This window comes from Halopseudomonas oceani, from assembly GCF_963677335.1.
In the GTDB taxonomy this organism is placed as follows: domain Bacteria; phylum Pseudomonadota; class Gammaproteobacteria; order Pseudomonadales; family Pseudomonadaceae; genus Halopseudomonas; species Halopseudomonas oceani.
Window position 1 is genome coordinate 3,515,150 of the sequence record NZ_OY781932.1, and the last position, 17,273, is coordinate 3,532,422.

Sequence of the window (17,273 nt, forward strand, 5' to 3'; positions counted from 1 at the left end):
CCTAGCGCCTGAAGCTGAATTTTGAACCTAGCCTGGATCCAAGATGACCGATCAAACTACCCGCCTGCCGGTACGCCGCGCACTGATCAGCGTTTCCGACAAGACTGGCATCGTCGACTTTGCCCGCGAGCTCAGCGCTCAGGGCGTTGAAATCCTCTCCACCGGCGGCACCTACAAGCTGCTCTGTGAACAGGGTATCAAGGCTGTTGAAGTAGCCGATTACACCGGCTTTCCGGAAATGATGGACGGCCGGGTCAAGACCCTGCATCCGAAAATCCACGGTGGCATTCTCGGCCGTCGCGATATCGACGGCGAGGTCATGGCGAAGCACGGCATCCAGCCGATCGATATGGTCGTGGTCAATCTCTACCCCTTCGCGGCAACCGTTGCCAAGCCCGGCTGCCCCCTGCCCGATGCCATCGAGAACATCGATATTGGCGGTCCGACCATGGTTCGCAGTGCAGCGAAGAACCACAAGGACGTTGCCATCGTGGTCAATGCCAGCGACTACAGCGACATCCTTGAAGCGCTGAAAAGCGGCGGCTTGACCTACGCTCAGCGCTTCGATCTGGCCCTCAAGGCCTTCGAGCACACCGCCGCCTACGACGGCATGATCGCCAACTACCTCGGTACTATCGAGCAGACCCGCGAGACGCTGAGCACCGAAGACCGCGCCGCCTTCCCGCGCACCTTCAACAGCCAGTTTATTAAAGTGCAGGACATGCGCTACGGCGAGAATCCGCATCAGGCTGCAGCCTTCTACAAGGAAGCAGCGCCCGCCGAAGCCAGCATCGCCACCGCAACCCAGCTGCAGGGCAAGGAGCTGTCCTACAACAATGTGGCCGACACCGACGCCGCGCTGGAATGCGTCAAGAGCTTCACCAAGCCAGCCTGCGTCATCGTCAAGCACGCCAACCCCTGCGGCGTTGCCGTGGTCCCGGAAGACGAAGGCGGCATCCGCAAAGCCTACGATCTGGCCTGGGCCACCGACAGCGAATCCGCTTTCGGAGGCATCATCGCCTTCAACCGCGAGCTGGACGGCGCCACCGCTACTGCCATCGTCGAGCGTCAGTTCGTTGAAGTCATCATCGCCCCGCGCATCAGCGCCGAAGCCCGCGCCGCGGTGGCAGCCAAGGCCAACGTTCGCCTGCTCGAGTGCGGCGAATGGGGCACCGAGCGCCACGCTGACTGGGACTACAAGCGTGTCAATGGCGGCCTGCTGGTACAGAGCCGCGACACCGGCATGATCACCGTAGATGACCTGAAGGTAGTCACCAAGCGTGCGCCAACCGAACAGGAAATCCACGATCTGGTGTTCGCCTGGAAGGTTGCCAAGTTCGTCAAATCCAATGCCATCGTCTACGCCAAAGGCCGCCAGACCATCGGTGTCGGCGCCGGCCAGATGAGCCGCGTCAACTCCGCCCGCATTGCCGCCATCAAAGCCGAGCACGCCGGCCTGCCGGTTGAAGGTGCCGTGATGGCGTCAGACGCCTTCTTCCCGTTCCGCGACGGCATCGACAACGCCGCCAAGGTGGGCATCAGCGCAGTTATCCAGCCTGGCGGGTCCATGCGCGACCAGGAAGTGATTGACGCAGCCGACGAAGCCGGCATTGCCATGGTCTTCACCGGCATGCGCCATTTCCGCCACTAATCCCTGAGCCGCAAGCCGCAAGCCGCAAGCAGAGCGCCCCACAGCGCCGCTTGCAGCTTGAAGCTTGAAGCTCTCTCCACAGGAGAGTTACATGAATGTACTGATTATCGGCAGCGGCGGGCGTGAGCACGCGCTGGCGTGGAAAGTGGCGCAGGATGAGCGCGTCGAGAAGGTATTTGTCGCCCCGGGTAACGCCGGCACAGCAATCGAGGCCAAGTGCGAAAATGTCGCGATCGACGTACTGGACCTGGACGCGTTGGTCGCCTTTGCCAAGGGCAACGTCGCCCTGACCATCGTCGGCCCCGAGGCTCCGCTGGTTGCCGGCGTCGTCGATCGCTTCCGCGAACAGGGCCTCGCCTGTTTCGGGCCAACCGCCGGTGCCGCACAACTGGAAGGCTCCAAGGCCTTCACCAAGGACTTCCTGGCGCGCCACCAGATCCCGACCGCCGAGTACCAGAACTTCACTGAGATCGAACCCGCCCTCGCCTACCTCCAAGAAAAAGGCGCGCCCATCGTGATCAAGGCGGACGGTCTGGCTGCGGGCAAGGGCGTGATCGTCGCGATGACCCTGGCCGAAGCCGAGGATGCCGTGCGCGACATGCTGGCTGGCAACGCTTTTGGTGAAGCCGGCTCGCGCGTGGTGATCGAGGAGTTTCTGGATGGCGAAGAAGCCAGCTTCATTGTCATGGTCGACGGTGAGCACGTCCTGCCGATGGCCACCAGCCAGGACCACAAACGTGTTGGCGACGGCGATACCGGCCCCAACACTGGCGGAATGGGCGCCTACTCGCCAGCCCCTGTGGTCACCGACGCGGTCCACCAACGGGTCATGGAACAGGTCATCTGGCCAACCGTGCGCGGCATGGCTGCCGAAGGCAACGTCTATACCGGCTTCCTGTACGCTGGTCTGATGATCGACGCTGAAGGCAACCCCAAGGTGATCGAGTTCAACTGCCGGTTTGGCGATCCTGAAACCCAGCCGATCATGCTGCGCCTGCAATCAAGCTTGGTTGCCCTGGTTGAAGCCGCCAATGCCGGCACACTCGATCAGGTAAGTGCTCAATGGGACCCACGCTGCAGTCTCGGTGTCGTGCTCGCTGCTGGCGGCTACCCTGGGGACTACGCCAAGGGCGACGTCATCAGCGGGCTGGACAAGGCCGTCAGCGACAGCGGTAAGGTATTCCATGCTGGCACAGCGCTGAAGGACGGTAACGTCACCACCAGCGGTGGTCGCGTGCTCTGCGCAACCGCTCTGGGTGAAACCGTCAGTGCCGCCCAGCAGGGTGCCTATGAGCTGGCCCGACAGATTAGCTGGAACGGAAGTTTCTTCCGCAGCGACATTGGCTACCGAGCCATCGCGCGGGAGACCTGACCAAGGCACGGCCGGACACTACACTGTCCGGCCGTTGCGTTTCTGCTACCCAATCGCTGCGCTATACTGGCTCTCGCGTTGTATCAACCGGACATCCAGACCAAGGACAGGACTCACTCGTGAAGCATATCGGCTCGTTGATGCTTGCCCTGATTCTGGGCATTGCTTTCACGTTTACTACCTGGATCGATACGGTGGAAAGCGGCACACCCGCTTACCGTACCTACATCGACGCCAGCGGCGACCTGTTGCTGCAGGACATCCTCTCCAACCGTTACGCCAATCGGTTTGTACCCGCCCCCTCTTCACCCTTGAGGCTGCCCGGCAATGCGGGTGCGCTCTGGGTCGAGATTAATCTCGACAACGTCGAGAACAAGCTGCTGACGCTGGAAAACCCTGCGATCGGTCTAATTGAGGTGTATCGCCTGCAGAACGGCGAAACCAGCCAGCTCTATCGCACCGGCAGCCGACTGCCACCAGCGACCAAGCCACTGCCATTCCATGGCTTTGCCTTCCCCCTTGAAGCCAGCACCAGCACTGGCGACACGCTGATCCTGCGCCTGCAGAGCGACTACCCGCTGAGTACCCGCATCGCGCTGCTTGACGTCAAGGAGGCTTCCGCACGACACAGCATGCAGCAGACCATGCAGGGCATTCTGGTCGGTCTGATGCTGGCACTGGTTCTGCACTGCATCCTGCATGGCGTGCTCGGCCGCGATCCATTCCACCTGTTGCTCGCCGTAGCCAGCCTGCTGATGTCGGTCAGCAGCCTTAGCAACCTAAGCTGGATCGCCGAGGCCATGCCTCGCTTGCACAGCCATTCGGGGGAAATCGTCCACCTCAGCGCTTACCCGCTGCTGGCACTGCTTACCTGCTCAGTGCTCGGCGGGCCGACCCAGCGCAAGTACCGTAACGCAATCTACGCAACAGCGATTGTGACGGCGATGCTGGCAGCCAGCTGCGCGGCATTCCCATCGCTGTTCCGCCTGCTGACACATACCATTCATCTCGGTCTGCCAGCAGCAATCCTGCTGCTGATCAGTTGGCTGCGCACCCGGCAGCAGCGTCTGGATATCGCCTTCACCCTTGCTACCTTTCTGTTGCTCGGCAACGGCCTTATGGAGGCGCTGGCCGAAGAGCAACTCCCGGAAGCGTACATTGCCGAGCTGTTGTTATGGAGCGCCCTGGTTGGCTACAGCTGGAGCCTCTATCTGCGCCTGCAGAACATCATCACCCGCCGCGTGCGTGACCGTCAGGACAATGCCACTGCTCGGGCAGAGCAACGCGCCAAAGCTGAGTTTCTAGCCCGGATCAGCCACGAGATCCGGACCCCGATGAACGGGGTGCTCGGCATGAGCGAACTGCTGCTCGACACTGCGTTGTCCGCCAAGCAGCGCGATTACGTGCAAACCATTCACGGCTCCGGCAACGACCTGCTCAACCTGATCAACGAAATTCTCGATATGTCGCGGCTGGAGTCGGGCCAGCTGACGCTCGAGCGGGTTCAGTTTGACCTGCACGCACTGGTCAATGACTGTCTCGATATCTACCGCGCCCGCGCCGAAGGCCAGGGCATCGAACTGATCGGCTTTGTGCACCCCGACGTACCCCGCACCATGCAGGGCGACCCCACCCGCCTGCGCCAGATACTGATGAACCTGCTGGCCAACGCACTGCACTACACCGAGCAAGGCGAAGTGCTGCTGGTTGTTGGCCTGGATCAGAAAGATGGCAGCACACTGCTGCGCTTCGCCATCCAGGATACCGGCGCAGGGATGCCGGAGGACGCGCGCAGCAGCCTGCTCAACAGCGACTTCAAGGTTACCCGTTTCCTGGATCAGTCCGATACCGACGGCAAGTTGCCACTGGTGATTACCCGCCAGTTGATCAACATGATGAAAGGACAGCTCGGTATCAAGTACGGCAGTGACCAGGGTACTACCGTCTGGTTTACCCTCCCGGCAACCAGCCTGGACGCAAGCACTGACGCCAATACCGACGGCAACAGCCTGACCGATCGTAACGTGCTGATCGTCGACGACAACGCCACCTGCCGCAAGGTACTGCAGCAACAGACCGCCGCCTGGGGCATGCGTGCCCAGTGCGCCTCGAGTGGCCGCGAGGCACTGGCCCTGCTGCGTAGCCAGGCCAATCTTGGCAACCCGTTCGAGATTATCCTGCTCGACCAGTCAATGCCCGGCATGAGTGGCGTGGAGCTGGCTGCACGCATCAAGGACGACCCGGTCATCAACAAAGAACTGCTGATCATCATGCTGACCGGTATCAATCAGGTACCCAGCCGGGTGATCGCCCGCAACGCCGGTATTCGTCGCATTCTCAGCAAACCGGTCGCCGGCTACACCCTGCGGACCACCCTGATCGACGAATGGACACAACGCAGCACCCCTGCTCTCGACAGCAGTGACCGCGACCAGCCCAGTACCGAGCAGAGCAGCGACAACTTCAGAGTACTGATCGCCGAAGACAACGCTATCTCGACCAAGGTGATTCTGGGAATGCTGGCGAAGCTGCAGGTGTCTGCCACAGCTGTGGAAAATGGCGCCATGGCTTTGGAAGCGGTACAGCAGCAACCGTTCGACCTGGTATTGATGGACTGTGAGATGCCGGAGATGGACGGATTTACTGCCGCCGAGCGAATTCGCCAGTGGGAACAGCGCTCGGGTAGCCAGCCGGTGCCAATCATCGCCCTAACCGCCCACATTCTTCCCGAGCACCGCGAACGGGCGCGCAAGGCAGGAATGAACGGCCATATGGCCAAGCCGGTTGAGCTGAGCCAACTACGCGAACAACTGCAGCACTGGCGTGAGCAAAAGGCCGAAAGTGACCTTAGCCTGCTCTGAGGGCGGTGTCCCTAACAGACCGCCGCTGCGGCATAGTCAGCCCACCACCGCATCCAGACTTCACTCAGCATGACGACGCCCTCCGTGTAGGGGCAGCGACTTACCGCGCTGCCTGCTATTCACTGTAGGCGTAAGCGCACGCAACGGCCATTCGAAAACCGCTATCAGCGCAATAGAACCGTCGCGTTTAGCCCCGGCGGGCCGGCTTGCGTTTACCCGGTTTGCCGGTGCCCTTGCCGGCACCGGTATCACGCGGTGGCAGCCCAGTATGCTGGGTAAGTACGCGCCCTGCCTTTTTGCTGCCAGCCGGTGTTGAGTTTTTGCGTCGAGCGCTCTGGTAACCGGACATTGCCGGCTGGAATGCCGGAATCAACTGGTGCTTGCCGTTGCCGATCAGATCAGCGCGCCCCATATTCGTCAGCGCTTCACGCAGCAGCGGCCAGTTGTTCGGGTCGTGGTAGCGCAGGAAAGCCTTGTGCAGCCGGCGCTGACGCTCGCCCTTGACGATGCTGACGCCGTCGCTCTTGTAGGTCACCTTGCGCAACGGGTTCTTGCCCGAGTGATACATCGCCGTCGCCGTCGCCATCGGTGAGGGGTAGAACGCCTGCACCTGATCCGCGCGGAAGCCATTGCGCTTGAGCCAAAGCGCCAGATTCATCATGTCTTCGTCGGTCGTCCCCGGGTGCGCTGCGATGAAATACGGGATCAGGTACTGCTCTTTGCCCGCCTCTTTCGAGAACTTCTCGAACATCTGCTTGAACCGATCATAAGAGCCAATGCCCGGCTTCATCATCTTGGTCAGCGGGCCTTCTTCGGTGTGCTCAGGCGCAATCTTCAGGTAGCCACCCACATGATGGGTGACCAGTTCCTTGACGTATTCCGGTGATTCCACCGCCAGGTCATAGCGCAGGCCTGAAGCGATCAAAATCTTCTTCACGCCAGGCAGGTCGCGCGCCTTGCGGTACAACGAGATCAGTGATGAGTGGTCGGTATTGAGGTTCTCGCAGATGCCCGGGAAGACACAGGAGGGCTTGCGGCACGCCGCTTCGATCTCTGGGCTCTTGCAGGCAATGCGATACATATTGGCGGTCGGCCCACCCAGATCGGAAATAACCCCGGTAAAGCCGGGCACCCGATCACGAATTTCTTCAATCTCGCGAATGATCGAGTCGTGCGAGCGGTTCTGGATGATGCGCCCCTCGTGCTCGGTGATCGAGCAGAAGGTGCAGCCGCCAAAACAACCGCGCATGATATTGACCGAAAAGCGGATCATCTCGTACGCGGGAATACGCTGATCGCCATAAGCCGGATGCGGCACACGGGCATACGGCAGACCGAATACGTAGTCCATCTCTTCGGTGGAAAGCGGAATCGGCGGCGGGTTGAACCACACATCCCGATCGCCATGACGCTGCACCAGCGCACGGGCGTTACCCGGATTGGTTTCCAGATGCAGCACGCGGTTGGCGTGCGCATAGAGAACCGGATCGCCTTTGACCTTATCGAACGCAGGTAGACGGATCACCGTACGATCACGCTCCAGCCTGGGATGCGGCAGCAACTCCACCACCTGGACGCCGTCATCGTCGTTCTGATCCGGCCCCTTGGCTTGCTCCACAGCGCAGGCGCTGGTGTCCTGGGTGTTGATGTAGGGGTTGATGATTTTGTCGATCTTGCCGGGCCGGTCAATGCGAGTCGAGTCAAGCTCGAACCAGCCCTCAGGCGTGTCGCGGCGAACGAAGGCGGTACCGCGAATATCGGTAATGCTCTGAATCGGCTCGCCCCGACTCAGCCGGTGCGCAACCTCCACAATAGCCCGCTCAGCGTTGCCATAAAGCAGAATATCGGCCTTGGCATCGATCAGCAGCGAATGGCGAACCTTGTCCTGCCAATAGTCATAGTGGGCAATGCGACGCAACGATGCCTCGATACCTCCCAGTACCACCGGCACATCCTTGAACGCTTCACGGCAGCGCTGACTGTAAACCAGGCTGGCGCGATCCGGACGTTTGCCACCACTGCCACCGGGCGTGTAGGCATCATCGGAGCGCACCTTTCGATCAGCCGTATAGCGGTTGATCATCGAGTCCATGTTACCGGCAGCCACCCCGAAGAACAGATTTGGCTTGCCCAGTTTCATGAAATCATCCTTGCTGTGCCAGTCCGGCTGGCTGATGATTCCGACGCGATAGCCCTGCGCCTCAAGCAGGCGGCCAATAATCGCCATACCAAAAGACGGATGGTCGACATAGGCGTCGCCAGTAACAATGATCACGTCGCAGCTGTCCCAGCCGAGCAGATCCATCTCTTCCCTGCTCATTGGCAGGAAGGGGGCCGGGCCAAAACACTCGGCCCAGTAACGCGGATAGTCGAACAGTTGCTGCTTCGCAACCGGGATGCTGACCGCCATGCTTACTCCTCCCCGTAGCCGGAATAGGAACCGGGTGCGAGGTTTTCAAAACGGGTGTATTTGCCCAGAAACGCCATCCGTGCCGTACCAATGGGACCGTTACGCTGCTTGCCGATAATCAGCTCAGCCATACCCTTGTCCTGGGTATCGGGGTGATAGACCTCATCACGATAGACGAACATGATGACGTCGGCGTCCTGCTCGATCGCACCAGACTCACGCAAGTCGGAGTTGATCGGACGTTTGTTGGGCCGCTGTTCAAGTGAGCGGTTGAGCTGCGACAGGGCGATCACCGGCACGTTGAACTCTTTGGCGAGCGCCTTGAGCGAGCGGGAGATTTCGGAAATCTCGTTGGTCCGGTTCTCGGAACTGGCGCCACCGATGCGCATCAGCTGCAGGTAATCGATCATGATCATCGCCAGATCGCCGTGTTCGCGAACAATACGACGGGCACGGGTACGCATTTCCATCGGTGACAGGCCGGCAGTATCATCAATAAATAGCTTGCGGTCGTTCAGCATGTTGACGGCAGAGGTCAGCCGCGGCCAGTCCTCGTCGTCCAAACGCCCTGAGCGTACCTTGGTCTGGTCGATACGCCCCAGCGACGACAACATACGCATGATCAGTGACTCACCTGGCATCTCCAGGGAGAACACCAGCACCGCCTTGTCGCTGCGCATGACTGCGTTCTCGACCAGGTTCATCGCGAACGTGGTCTTACCCATCGACGGACGACCCGCAACGATAATCAAGTCAGCCGGCTGCAGGCCCGACGTCATGTTGTCGAGTTCGGTAAAGCCCGTTGAGAGCCCAGTGATCGAGCCCTCGCTATTAAACAGGGTATCGATACGGTCAATTGCCTTGGTCAACAGCGTGTTGACGCCCTCTGGTCCGCCGGTCTTGGGGCGGCTCTCGGCAATCGAGAAAATCTTGCGCTCGGCTTCGTCGAGCACTTCGGTGGCCTGCATCCCCTTGGGGTTGAAGGCGGTGTCGGCAATTTCCGTACTGACACTGATCAGTTGGCGCAGCGTGGAGCGCTCGCGAATGATCTGTGCATAGGCGCTGATGTTGGCTACCGAGGGCGTATTCTTGGCCAGTTGACCGAGGTAGGCGAGCCCGCCAACCTGATCGATCAACCCCTCCTTGTCGAGATCCTCTGCCAGCGTAACGACGTCGAATGGCTGGTTGCGTGACGCCAGTCGTACCAGCGCCTTAAAGATCATCCGGTGGTCGTGCCGATAGAAATCACTTTCGCTGAGCAGCTCAGCGACCCGCTCCCACGCCATGTTATCCAGCATGACGCCACCAAGCACGGCCTGCTCAGCCTCGATGGAGTGCGGCGGAACCTTCAATGCTGCGGTCTGCAGATCGAGTTCAGGGTGTTCGGTATACAGGGTTTCAGTCATGAACAGGTGCTCGAAACGGCTGGTACAGAAATGCAACACGGCGCCTGTCCGGAGACAGGCGCCGTGTGACAAGTCTAACGATAATGCCTCGGCAAATCACCCGCCGAAGGCGGGGGTTGCCAAGGCAGACCGTTATCAGCCGGCTACAACAACCAGCTTGACGGTGGCGTCAACGTCGGTGTGCAGCTGCACAACAACATCGAACTCACCGACAGTGCGCAGAGCGCCGTCGGGCAGACGAACTTCGCTCTTCTCGATGGCAACGCCAGCCGCGGTAACAGCATCAGCGATGTCGCGAGTACCGATAGAACCAAACAGCTTGCCCTCTTCGCCAGCGTTAGCAGCGATGGTAACAGTCAGTTCAGCCAGTTGAGCGGCGCGGGCGTCAGCCTCGGCCTTCTTCTCGGCAGCCAGTTTTTCCAGTTCGGCGCGGCGAGCTTCGAACGCAGCAACATTGTCAGCTGTGGCCGGAGTAGCCTTGCCGAAAGGCAGCAGGAAATTGCGAGCGTAACCAGCCTTTACAGCGACCTTGTCGCCCAGGTTACCCAGGTTCGCGATCTTTTCGAGCAGGATAACTTCCATTGCGATGACCTCTTTAATTCAACCTTGACCGTTTGAGTCATCGTTTCCACCGGGGCCAGAAACCGGCTGCAGGCGGGAACGGAAATCAAACAGACTATCAATAAACGCCAAAAACATGATCAGGGGGTACAGCACTTGCCAGACAAAAATCAGCGCGACGTACATCACGACCAACGGACCGATGCCGAGCCGCTTGATACCGACCACGCCATGTACCAGCGCCAGACCGGCAAACAACAACGGTACAGTGGCAATCGGAGCCAACATGGCCAGTGAGTCAATCTGGGGGCCGACAAACACCAGCACCACCAGCGCGATACTCATCCACGGCGCCAAACGCAAACGGTGAAACTCACTGCGAAACCCGCCAGGGTTGAACAACCGAGCCTGCCAGGCACGCGCGAGAATCAAGCACACCAGCGTCATGGCTGCATGGGTTGCCCCCATCAGGCCTGCCAGCAGCGGCACCATCAGTGCCTGCAGGCGGGCCAGTGCAGCCTCGTCCACGTCCGCGCTCAACTCAGTCAGCATTTGCGGCAATGCAGATTTAATCTGCTCTGCCACCTCTTGCAACGGGCCCTGCAGGGTAGCCAGTAGCACCATTGCAAACACCAGTCCGAGCGGCGCAGCCGCCATCGTCACCAGCGACCACTCACTACGTTGACGCAACAGCAGCGCCAATGCCGAACAGCCCAACAACACCATCAGCGGTGTGGGGTCACCCAGCAGCGCCCAGGCAACTGCAGGCAAGGAAGCCCACACCAGCACTGGAAAACCTTCCGACCACCCCCGGCGCAACAGCACAAGAGCCATTGCTACCGCGCCAAACCAGAACAGCATGGGCACTGCGATCGACAAACCCACCACGAGAGTGGCTTGTCTACGACCGCGCAAGATGAACTCAGCCAGCCCCTGCATGCCTATTCGGCTTCCTGATCAATTACTTTTGGCTACCAATTAACGACCGTGGCCGTCGGTGTAAGGCAGCAGAGCCAGGTAGCGGGCGCGCTTGATAGCGACAGCCAGCTGACGCTGGTACTTAGCCTTGGTACCGGTAATACGGCTCGGGACAATCTTGCCGGTCTCGGTAACGTAGGCCTTCAGAGTGTTGAGATCTTTGTAATCGATCTCTTTAACGCCTTCAGCGGTAAAACGGCAGAACTTTCTGCGACGGAAAAAACGTGCCATGGCAGCGTCTCCTTAATTCTGGAATGGGAACTGAAAAAACTTACTCGTCGTCACCGTTGTCATCGGTGTCATTGCTGTCAGCGTTGTCGCTGGAGTCATTGTCATCGTTGCGCTCGCGACGCTCGCGACGCTCACCACGACCACTCTCTTCAGCCTTGAGCATGTCGGACTGTTCAGTAACGGCTTCGTCACGGCGGATGACCATGTTACGAATCACGGCATCGTTGTAACGGAAGTTTTCAGTCAGCTCTTCCAGTGCTTTGGCGCTGCACTCAACATTCATCATGATGTAGTGCGCTTTGTGAACCTTGTCGATCGGGTAAGCCAGTTGACGGCGACCCCAATCTTCCAGACGGTGCAGTTTGCCGCCGTCTTCTTCGATCAGCTTGGTGTAACGCTCAACCATCGCGTTAACCTGCTCGCTCTGGTCCGGGTGAACCAGAAATACGATTTCGTAATGACGCATACAAGCTCCTTACGGGTTATAGCCAGCTGCCCAAACAGTCTGGCAAGGAGTGGAACATAGGGTTTGGGGCGGCCATTCTAGTGAACGGCCGCCCGGCTTGCAAGGAAAATGCCGGGAAAGGGAAAGATCGCGCTCAACGCGCACTTGTCGTGCGCTGCCTTACCGCTTCAAACAGGCACACACCGGCGGCGACCGAGACATTGAGACTGCTGACACTGCCAGCCATCGGCAGCTTGACCAGATAATCACAGTGCTCGCGGGTCAGGCGGCGCATGCCTGCACCCTCCGCCCCCATGACGATTACCGACGGCACCTTGAAGTCGACATCATAAATCAGCTGTTCTGCCTCACCTGCGGTACCCGTAACCCACAAGCCACGCTGCTGCAACTGCTTGAGAGTACGACTCAGGTTGGTCACCGCAACCAGTGGCACGGTTTCTGCCGCACCACATGCCACCTTGCGCACAGTCGGATTAAGACTGGCCGAACGGTCACGCGGCACAACGACCGCGTGAGCCCCGGCGGCATCCGCACTACGCAGACACGCCCCCAGGTTATGCGGATCAGTGACGCCGTCGAGCACCAACAGCAGGGGCGGCACCTCCAGACGATCAAGCAGATGACCAAGCATTTCTTCCGACCAGAGCTGGCTGGGAGCCACTTCAGCAACCACACCCTGGTGAACGCCATCAGCCTGAGCATCAAGCTCATCACCCGCCACGCGAACGACAGCCAGCCCCGCCTGTTCAGCCTGCGCCAACAGCCCCTGCAGCCGCTCGTTCAAGCGACCACTTTGCACCAATAGGCGCTTAACGCGCTTGGGGTGACGCTCGATCAACGCCTGTACGGCGTGAACACCAAATACCCGCTCCAGATCACTCATGCACAGCTCTCAACCTATCACGCCTTGCGCTTGCGCGGGCCGCGGTTCGCATTGGCATCCGCCGGTGCCGCCTTTTTCCCGCCACTCTTGCTGCCACCAGAGGGCTTGCCTGATCTGGACGTCTTGTCTCGAGACGCTGCGGGTGATTTACCCGCAGATCCATCAGAGCGCCCCTTGCGATTGGACTTGCCACTGGAGCCAGTCTCACCAGCCGCTCGGCGGGCATCAGCCAGCAGCTTTTCACGCATGGCGCGACTCGCCGACACCTGGCGCTCAGCTGCGGGTTGCGGCTTGTCCTGAGCCATTTCGAAGTCGATCTTGCGGTCATCCAGATCAACCCGTGCCACTTGCACCCGAACCGAATCACCCAGCCGGAACCGACGGCCGGAACGCTCTCCAATCAACGAATGATGCACCGCATCGAACTCGTAATAGTCAGCCGGCAACGCCGTGATATGCAGCAGCCCTTCTACATAAATGTCGGTCAGCTCGATAAACAACCCGAACCCGGTGACCGCCGTTACCAGCCCATCGAAGCTCTCACCCACACGGTCCTGCATAAACTCGCACTTGAGCCAGCTGACGACATCACGCGTCGCCTCATCCGCGCGCCGCTCATTCTGCGAGCACTGCTCGCCCAACTCAGTCAGACGCTGATGATCGTAGGGGTAGATCTTGGCCTTGGGAATGACGCCCGCACCGGCGCGACGAACACGATCCGTATTGCGACGCGAACGAATCACACTGCGAATGGCGCGATGCACCAGCAGATCCGGGTAACGGCGAATCGGCGAGGTGAAATGGGTATACGCCTCGTAGTTCAGACCAAAGTGTCCCGCATTGTCAGGGCTGTAGACCGCCTGACTGAGCGAGCGCAGCATGACAGTCTGAATCAGCTGGGCGTCGGGACGCCCCTGCACCCGAGCCAGCACCGCGGCATAATCTTCCGGCGTGGGGTCACCTTTCTTGCGGGTCAGACTTAGCCCCAGCGAATTAAGGAACTCGCGCAGGCGCTCAATCTTCTCTGCCTGCGGACTATCGTGCACACGATAAAGCCCAGGCAGCTCCAACTCCTGCAGAAAACGCGCCGTCGCCACGTTGGCGCACAGCATGCATTCCTCGACGATCTTATGCGCATCGTTACGCGTCGTCGGTTTGATCTCGACGATCTTGCGATCATCACCGAACACCATCCGGGTCTCGGTAGTCTCGAAATCAATGGCACCGCGCCCCTGACGCGCCTTGGCCAGCGCCTTGTAAAGCTCGTACAGGTTTTCCAGATGGGCAACGACCTCGGAATACTCGTCACGCAAAGCCTTACCTTCGCGACTGCGCGGGTGCTCGAGCATGCTCGATACCTTGTTGTAGGTCAGCCGCGCATGGGAATGAATCACCGCTTCGTAAAACTCGAAATCGGTCAGCTCGCCACTTTTGGATACGGTCATTTCACAGACCATTGCCAGCCGATCCACGTGCGGGTTCAGAGAACACAGGCCGTTGGACAGCTCCTCCGGCAACATCGGAATAACCTGACTGGGGAAGTACACAGAGGTGCCACGCAGCTCAGCCTCTTCATCCAGCGCAGAGCCCAGCGGCACATAGTGGGACACGTCCGCGATGGCAACATAAAGCTTCCAGCCGCCCGAGAACAGGCGCCAGCCACTGGCCTTGTGTGGCTCACAATAAATCGCATCATCGAAGTCGCGAGCATCCTCACCATCGATGGTCACCAGTGGCAGGTGACGCAGATCGACGCGCTTCTGCTTGTCCTTTTCGACTACGTGATCCTTCAGCTTGGCGGCCTCTTTGAGCACTGCCTCAGGCCACTCGCTGGGGATGTCGTAGCTACGCAGAGCGACTTCAATTTCCATACCGGGCGCCATATAGTCACCAACAACCTCGATGACCTCACCCTGGGCCTGACGACTCATGGTCGGCCACTGAGTGATGCGCACTTCGGCGTACTGACCGTGCTTTACGCCACCTTTGGCAGACGGCGCGATCAGTACGTCCTGATTGATACGGGCATTGTCGGCGACGACATAGCCGATGCCGTTTTCCTCATAATAACGACCGACCAGAATATCGTGCGCACGGGAAATAACCTCAACCACCGCACCTTCATTGCGGCCGCGGCGGTCGACGCCGGTAATCCGGGCCAGAGCTCGATCGCCATCAAACACCAGGCGCATCTGCGACGGGCCAAGGAAAATGTCGCCGCTGTTGTCGTCAGGGATCAGAAAGCCAAAGCCATCACGATGACCCTGAATACGTCCTGGGATCAGATCAAGCTTGTCGACTGGAGCGTAGGCACCTCGGCGGGTGTAGATTACCTGACCATCGCGTTCCATCGCGCGCAAGCGGCGGCGTAACGCCTCTACGCTTTCCTCGTCGGACAATCCAAACTCTTGCTGCAGCTGAGCGCGGGTAGCTGGTGCGCCGCGCGACTCGAGCAGATGCAGGATCAGTTCGCGACTAGGAATGGGGTTGTCATACTTTTCGGCTTCGCGCCGAGCTTCCGGGTCGAGGTGACTCCAGTCCTTGGTCAAATCGAGATCGGGGGAAGCGTTTGAGGTGGTCGACCGAGAGGTCGAACCGGGGGATTTCGTCTTTTTCGTCATAGGGCCCTATTGAACCGAAAATGAAGCCTGCATGCACCTGTTTAAAAAAATAATTTTTCCATGCCGGGGGTTTACAAGTGCGCCGGGACTATCTAAGATTCGCGCCGTCAACAGGAAACAGCTAACGCAACGAACCTTAGTTCAGCATAGCAGCTTCAGGTTACATGCCCAGGTGGTGAAATTGGTAGACACGCTAGCTTCAGGTGCTAGTGGCCTTACGGCCGTGGAAGTTCGAGTCTTCTCCTGGGCACCAATTCAGAAAGAACCGAGATCTGTTACTCGATTTTTTCAGCAGTAAAGAAATCGCCCAGGTGGTGAAATTGGTAGACACGCTAGCTTCAGGTGCTAGTGGCCTTACGGCCGTGGAAGTTCGAGTCTTCTCCTGGGCACCAATTTCGTAAAAAACCGAGCCATGCGCTCGGTTTTTTTATACCTTAAATATACCCCACCTCTCCCAGCGCCAGTCCCTGCCCGACCAGACATAAAAAAAGCGCCCAAAGGGCGCTTTTTAAAAACCGCTACCGCGTCAGAACACCTGACGCAGAATAACGGTTTCATTACGGTCCGGGCCGGTCGAAATGATATCGATCGGCGCACCAACCAGCTCTTCGATTCGCGCGATATAAGCACGAGCCGCCGCCGGCAAACCCTCAACAGTCTTGATACCCAGCGTGGACTCATGCCAGCCCGACATATCCTCGTAGACCGGCTCCAGACCAATATAGCTATCAGCATCAGTCGGCGCATCGAGCACATCGCCGGCAGCATTACGATAACCGACACAGATGCGAATAACATCCAGACCATCAAGCACGTCCAGCTTGGTCAGGCACAACCCGCTGATACTGTTAATCTCGATAGCGCGACGCAGGATGACAGCATCGAACCAGCCGCAACGGCGCGCCCGCCCAGTAGTCGAACCAAACTCGTGACCACGCTCTGCAAGACGGCTACCCACATCATCAAACAACTCGGTCGGGAACGGACCGGAACCTACCCGCGTAGTGTAGGCCTTGGTAATACCCAGCACGTAGTCCAGGTACAGCGGGCCAAAACCCGACCCGGTGGCCGTACCACCAGCAGTGGTGTTGGAGCTGGTAACGAAAGGATAGGTACCGTGGTCGATATCCAGCAGCGAACCCTGGGCGCCTTCGAACATGATATTCGCACCTTCGCGACGCAGTTCGTGCAGACGCGCAGTGACATCAGTCATCAGCGGCGCCAGCCACTCGGCATAAACCATCGCCTCATCCAGCGTTTTCTGGAAGTCGATCGGATCAACCTTGTAGTAGTGCTGCAACGCGAAGTTATGATAATCCAGCACCTCGCCGAGCTTGGCAGCAAAACGCTCGCGATGGAACAAGTCCGCAACGCGCAATCCTCGACGGGAAACCTTGTCCTCGTAGGCCGGACCAATGCCACGACCAGTAGTACCAATCTTGGCTTCGCCACGCGCCTTTTCACGCGCCTGATCCAGCGCAACGTGATACGGCAGGATCAGCGGACAGGCCGGGCTGATGCGCAGACGCTCACGAACCGGAACACCCTTGGCTTCCAGCTCGGTCAGCTCTTTCAGTAGCGCCTCCGGTGACAGCACTACGCCGTTACCGATAAAGCACTGGACGTTGTCACGCAGAATCCCGGAAGGAATCAGGTGCAGCACAGTCTTCTCGCCGTCGATGACCAGCGTATGCCCCGCGTTATGACCGCCCTGATAACGAACGACCGCAGCAACCTGATCAGTCAGCAGATCGACAATCTTGCCCTTACCCTCATCGCCCCACTGGGTCCCCAGGATGACAACATTCTTACCCATGTTCAGCCCATGCCTCG

Annotated in this window: 12 protein-coding genes and 2 tRNA genes; 5 read left to right on the forward strand and 9 right to left on the reverse strand. The window is 59.2% G+C overall.

The window, feature by feature from the left end:
- Nucleotides 1–43: 43 nt before the first annotated feature.
- From purH to ACKPCU_RS16525, 3 genes are all read left to right on the forward strand, one after another.
- The gene (purH, locus tag ACKPCU_RS16515) at nucleotides 44–1,651 is read left to right on the forward strand and encodes a bifunctional phosphoribosylaminoimidazolecarboxamide formyltransferase/IMP cyclohydrolase (protein ID WP_321348377.1); all 1,608 of its coding nucleotides are present in this window, start codon (nucleotides 44–46) and stop codon (nucleotides 1,649–1,651) included.
- Nucleotides 1,652–1,742: 91 nt separating this feature from the next.
- The gene (gene purD, locus ACKPCU_RS16520; RefSeq protein WP_321348380.1) at nucleotides 1,743–3,023 is read left to right on the forward strand and encodes a phosphoribosylamine--glycine ligase; all 1,281 of its coding nucleotides are present in this window, start codon (nucleotides 1,743–1,745) and stop codon (nucleotides 3,021–3,023) included.
- A 119-nt stretch (nucleotides 3,024–3,142) separates the two neighbouring features.
- Nucleotides 3,143–5,884, forward strand: coding sequence for a response regulator (locus tag ACKPCU_RS16525; protein ID WP_321348382.1), 2,742 nt, complete (start codon nucleotides 3,143–3,145; stop codon nucleotides 5,882–5,884).
- A gap of 187 nt (nucleotides 5,885–6,071) precedes the next feature.
- Here the strand turns inward: ACKPCU_RS16525 and ACKPCU_RS16530 are convergent, their stop codons facing one another.
- From ACKPCU_RS16530 to rnr, 8 genes are all read right to left on the reverse strand, one after another.
- Complete coding sequence (locus ACKPCU_RS16530) at nucleotides 6,072–8,294, reverse strand: YgiQ family radical SAM protein (RefSeq protein WP_321348384.1); 2,223 nt, start codon at nucleotides 8,292–8,294, stop codon at nucleotides 6,072–6,074.
- 2 nt (nucleotides 8,295–8,296) lie between these two features.
- A complete protein-coding gene (gene dnaB / locus ACKPCU_RS16535; protein ID WP_104737483.1) occupies nucleotides 8,297–9,700 on the reverse strand; it encodes a replicative DNA helicase in 1,404 nt (467 codons plus the stop codon).
- A gap of 135 nt (nucleotides 9,701–9,835) precedes the next feature.
- Nucleotides 9,836–10,282, reverse strand: coding sequence for a 50S ribosomal protein L9 (gene rplI / locus ACKPCU_RS16540; RefSeq protein WP_321348386.1), 447 nt, complete (start codon nucleotides 10,280–10,282; stop codon nucleotides 9,836–9,838).
- Nucleotides 10,283–10,300: 18 nt separating this feature from the next.
- A complete protein-coding gene (locus tag ACKPCU_RS16545) occupies nucleotides 10,301–11,032 on the reverse strand; it encodes a YybS family protein (RefSeq protein ID WP_321348387.1) in 732 nt (243 codons plus the stop codon).
- A gap of 207 nt (nucleotides 11,033–11,239) precedes the next feature.
- A complete protein-coding gene (gene rpsR / locus ACKPCU_RS16550; RefSeq protein ID WP_083723771.1) occupies nucleotides 11,240–11,470 on the reverse strand; it encodes a 30S ribosomal protein S18 in 231 nt (76 codons plus the stop codon).
- Between the two features lie 40 nt (nucleotides 11,471–11,510).
- Entirely contained in the window at nucleotides 11,511–11,936 is a 426-nt protein-coding gene (gene rpsF / locus ACKPCU_RS16555) for a 30S ribosomal protein S6 (protein WP_104737288.1), read from the reverse strand.
- A gap of 133 nt (nucleotides 11,937–12,069) precedes the next feature.
- Nucleotides 12,070–12,819, reverse strand: a complete 750-nt coding sequence (gene rlmB / locus ACKPCU_RS16560) for a 23S rRNA (guanosine(2251)-2'-O)-methyltransferase RlmB (protein WP_321348400.1) — start codon at nucleotides 12,817–12,819, stop codon at nucleotides 12,070–12,072.
- A gap of 17 nt (nucleotides 12,820–12,836) precedes the next feature.
- Nucleotides 12,837–15,368, reverse strand: a complete 2,532-nt coding sequence (gene rnr / locus ACKPCU_RS16565) for a ribonuclease R (RefSeq protein WP_321348401.1) — start codon at nucleotides 15,366–15,368, stop codon at nucleotides 12,837–12,839.
- Between the two features lie 238 nt (nucleotides 15,369–15,606).
- On the opposite strand from rnr, the gene ACKPCU_RS16570 reads away from it, so the two are divergent.
- Both ACKPCU_RS16570 and ACKPCU_RS16575 read left to right on the forward strand, forming a co-directional pair.
- Nucleotides 15,607–15,693 (forward strand) — tRNA-Leu (locus tag ACKPCU_RS16570).
- A gap of 52 nt (nucleotides 15,694–15,745) precedes the next feature.
- Nucleotides 15,746–15,832, forward strand: a tRNA-Leu gene (locus tag ACKPCU_RS16575).
- Nucleotides 15,833–15,966: 134 nt separating this feature from the next.
- Here the strand turns inward: ACKPCU_RS16575 and ACKPCU_RS16580 are convergent.
- Nucleotides 15,967–17,256: an adenylosuccinate synthase gene (locus ACKPCU_RS16580; protein ID WP_321348403.1), complete on the reverse strand. Its 1,290-nt coding sequence runs from the start codon at nucleotides 17,254–17,256 to the stop codon at nucleotides 15,967–15,969.
- Between the last annotated feature and the right edge of the window lie 17 nt (nucleotides 17,257–17,273).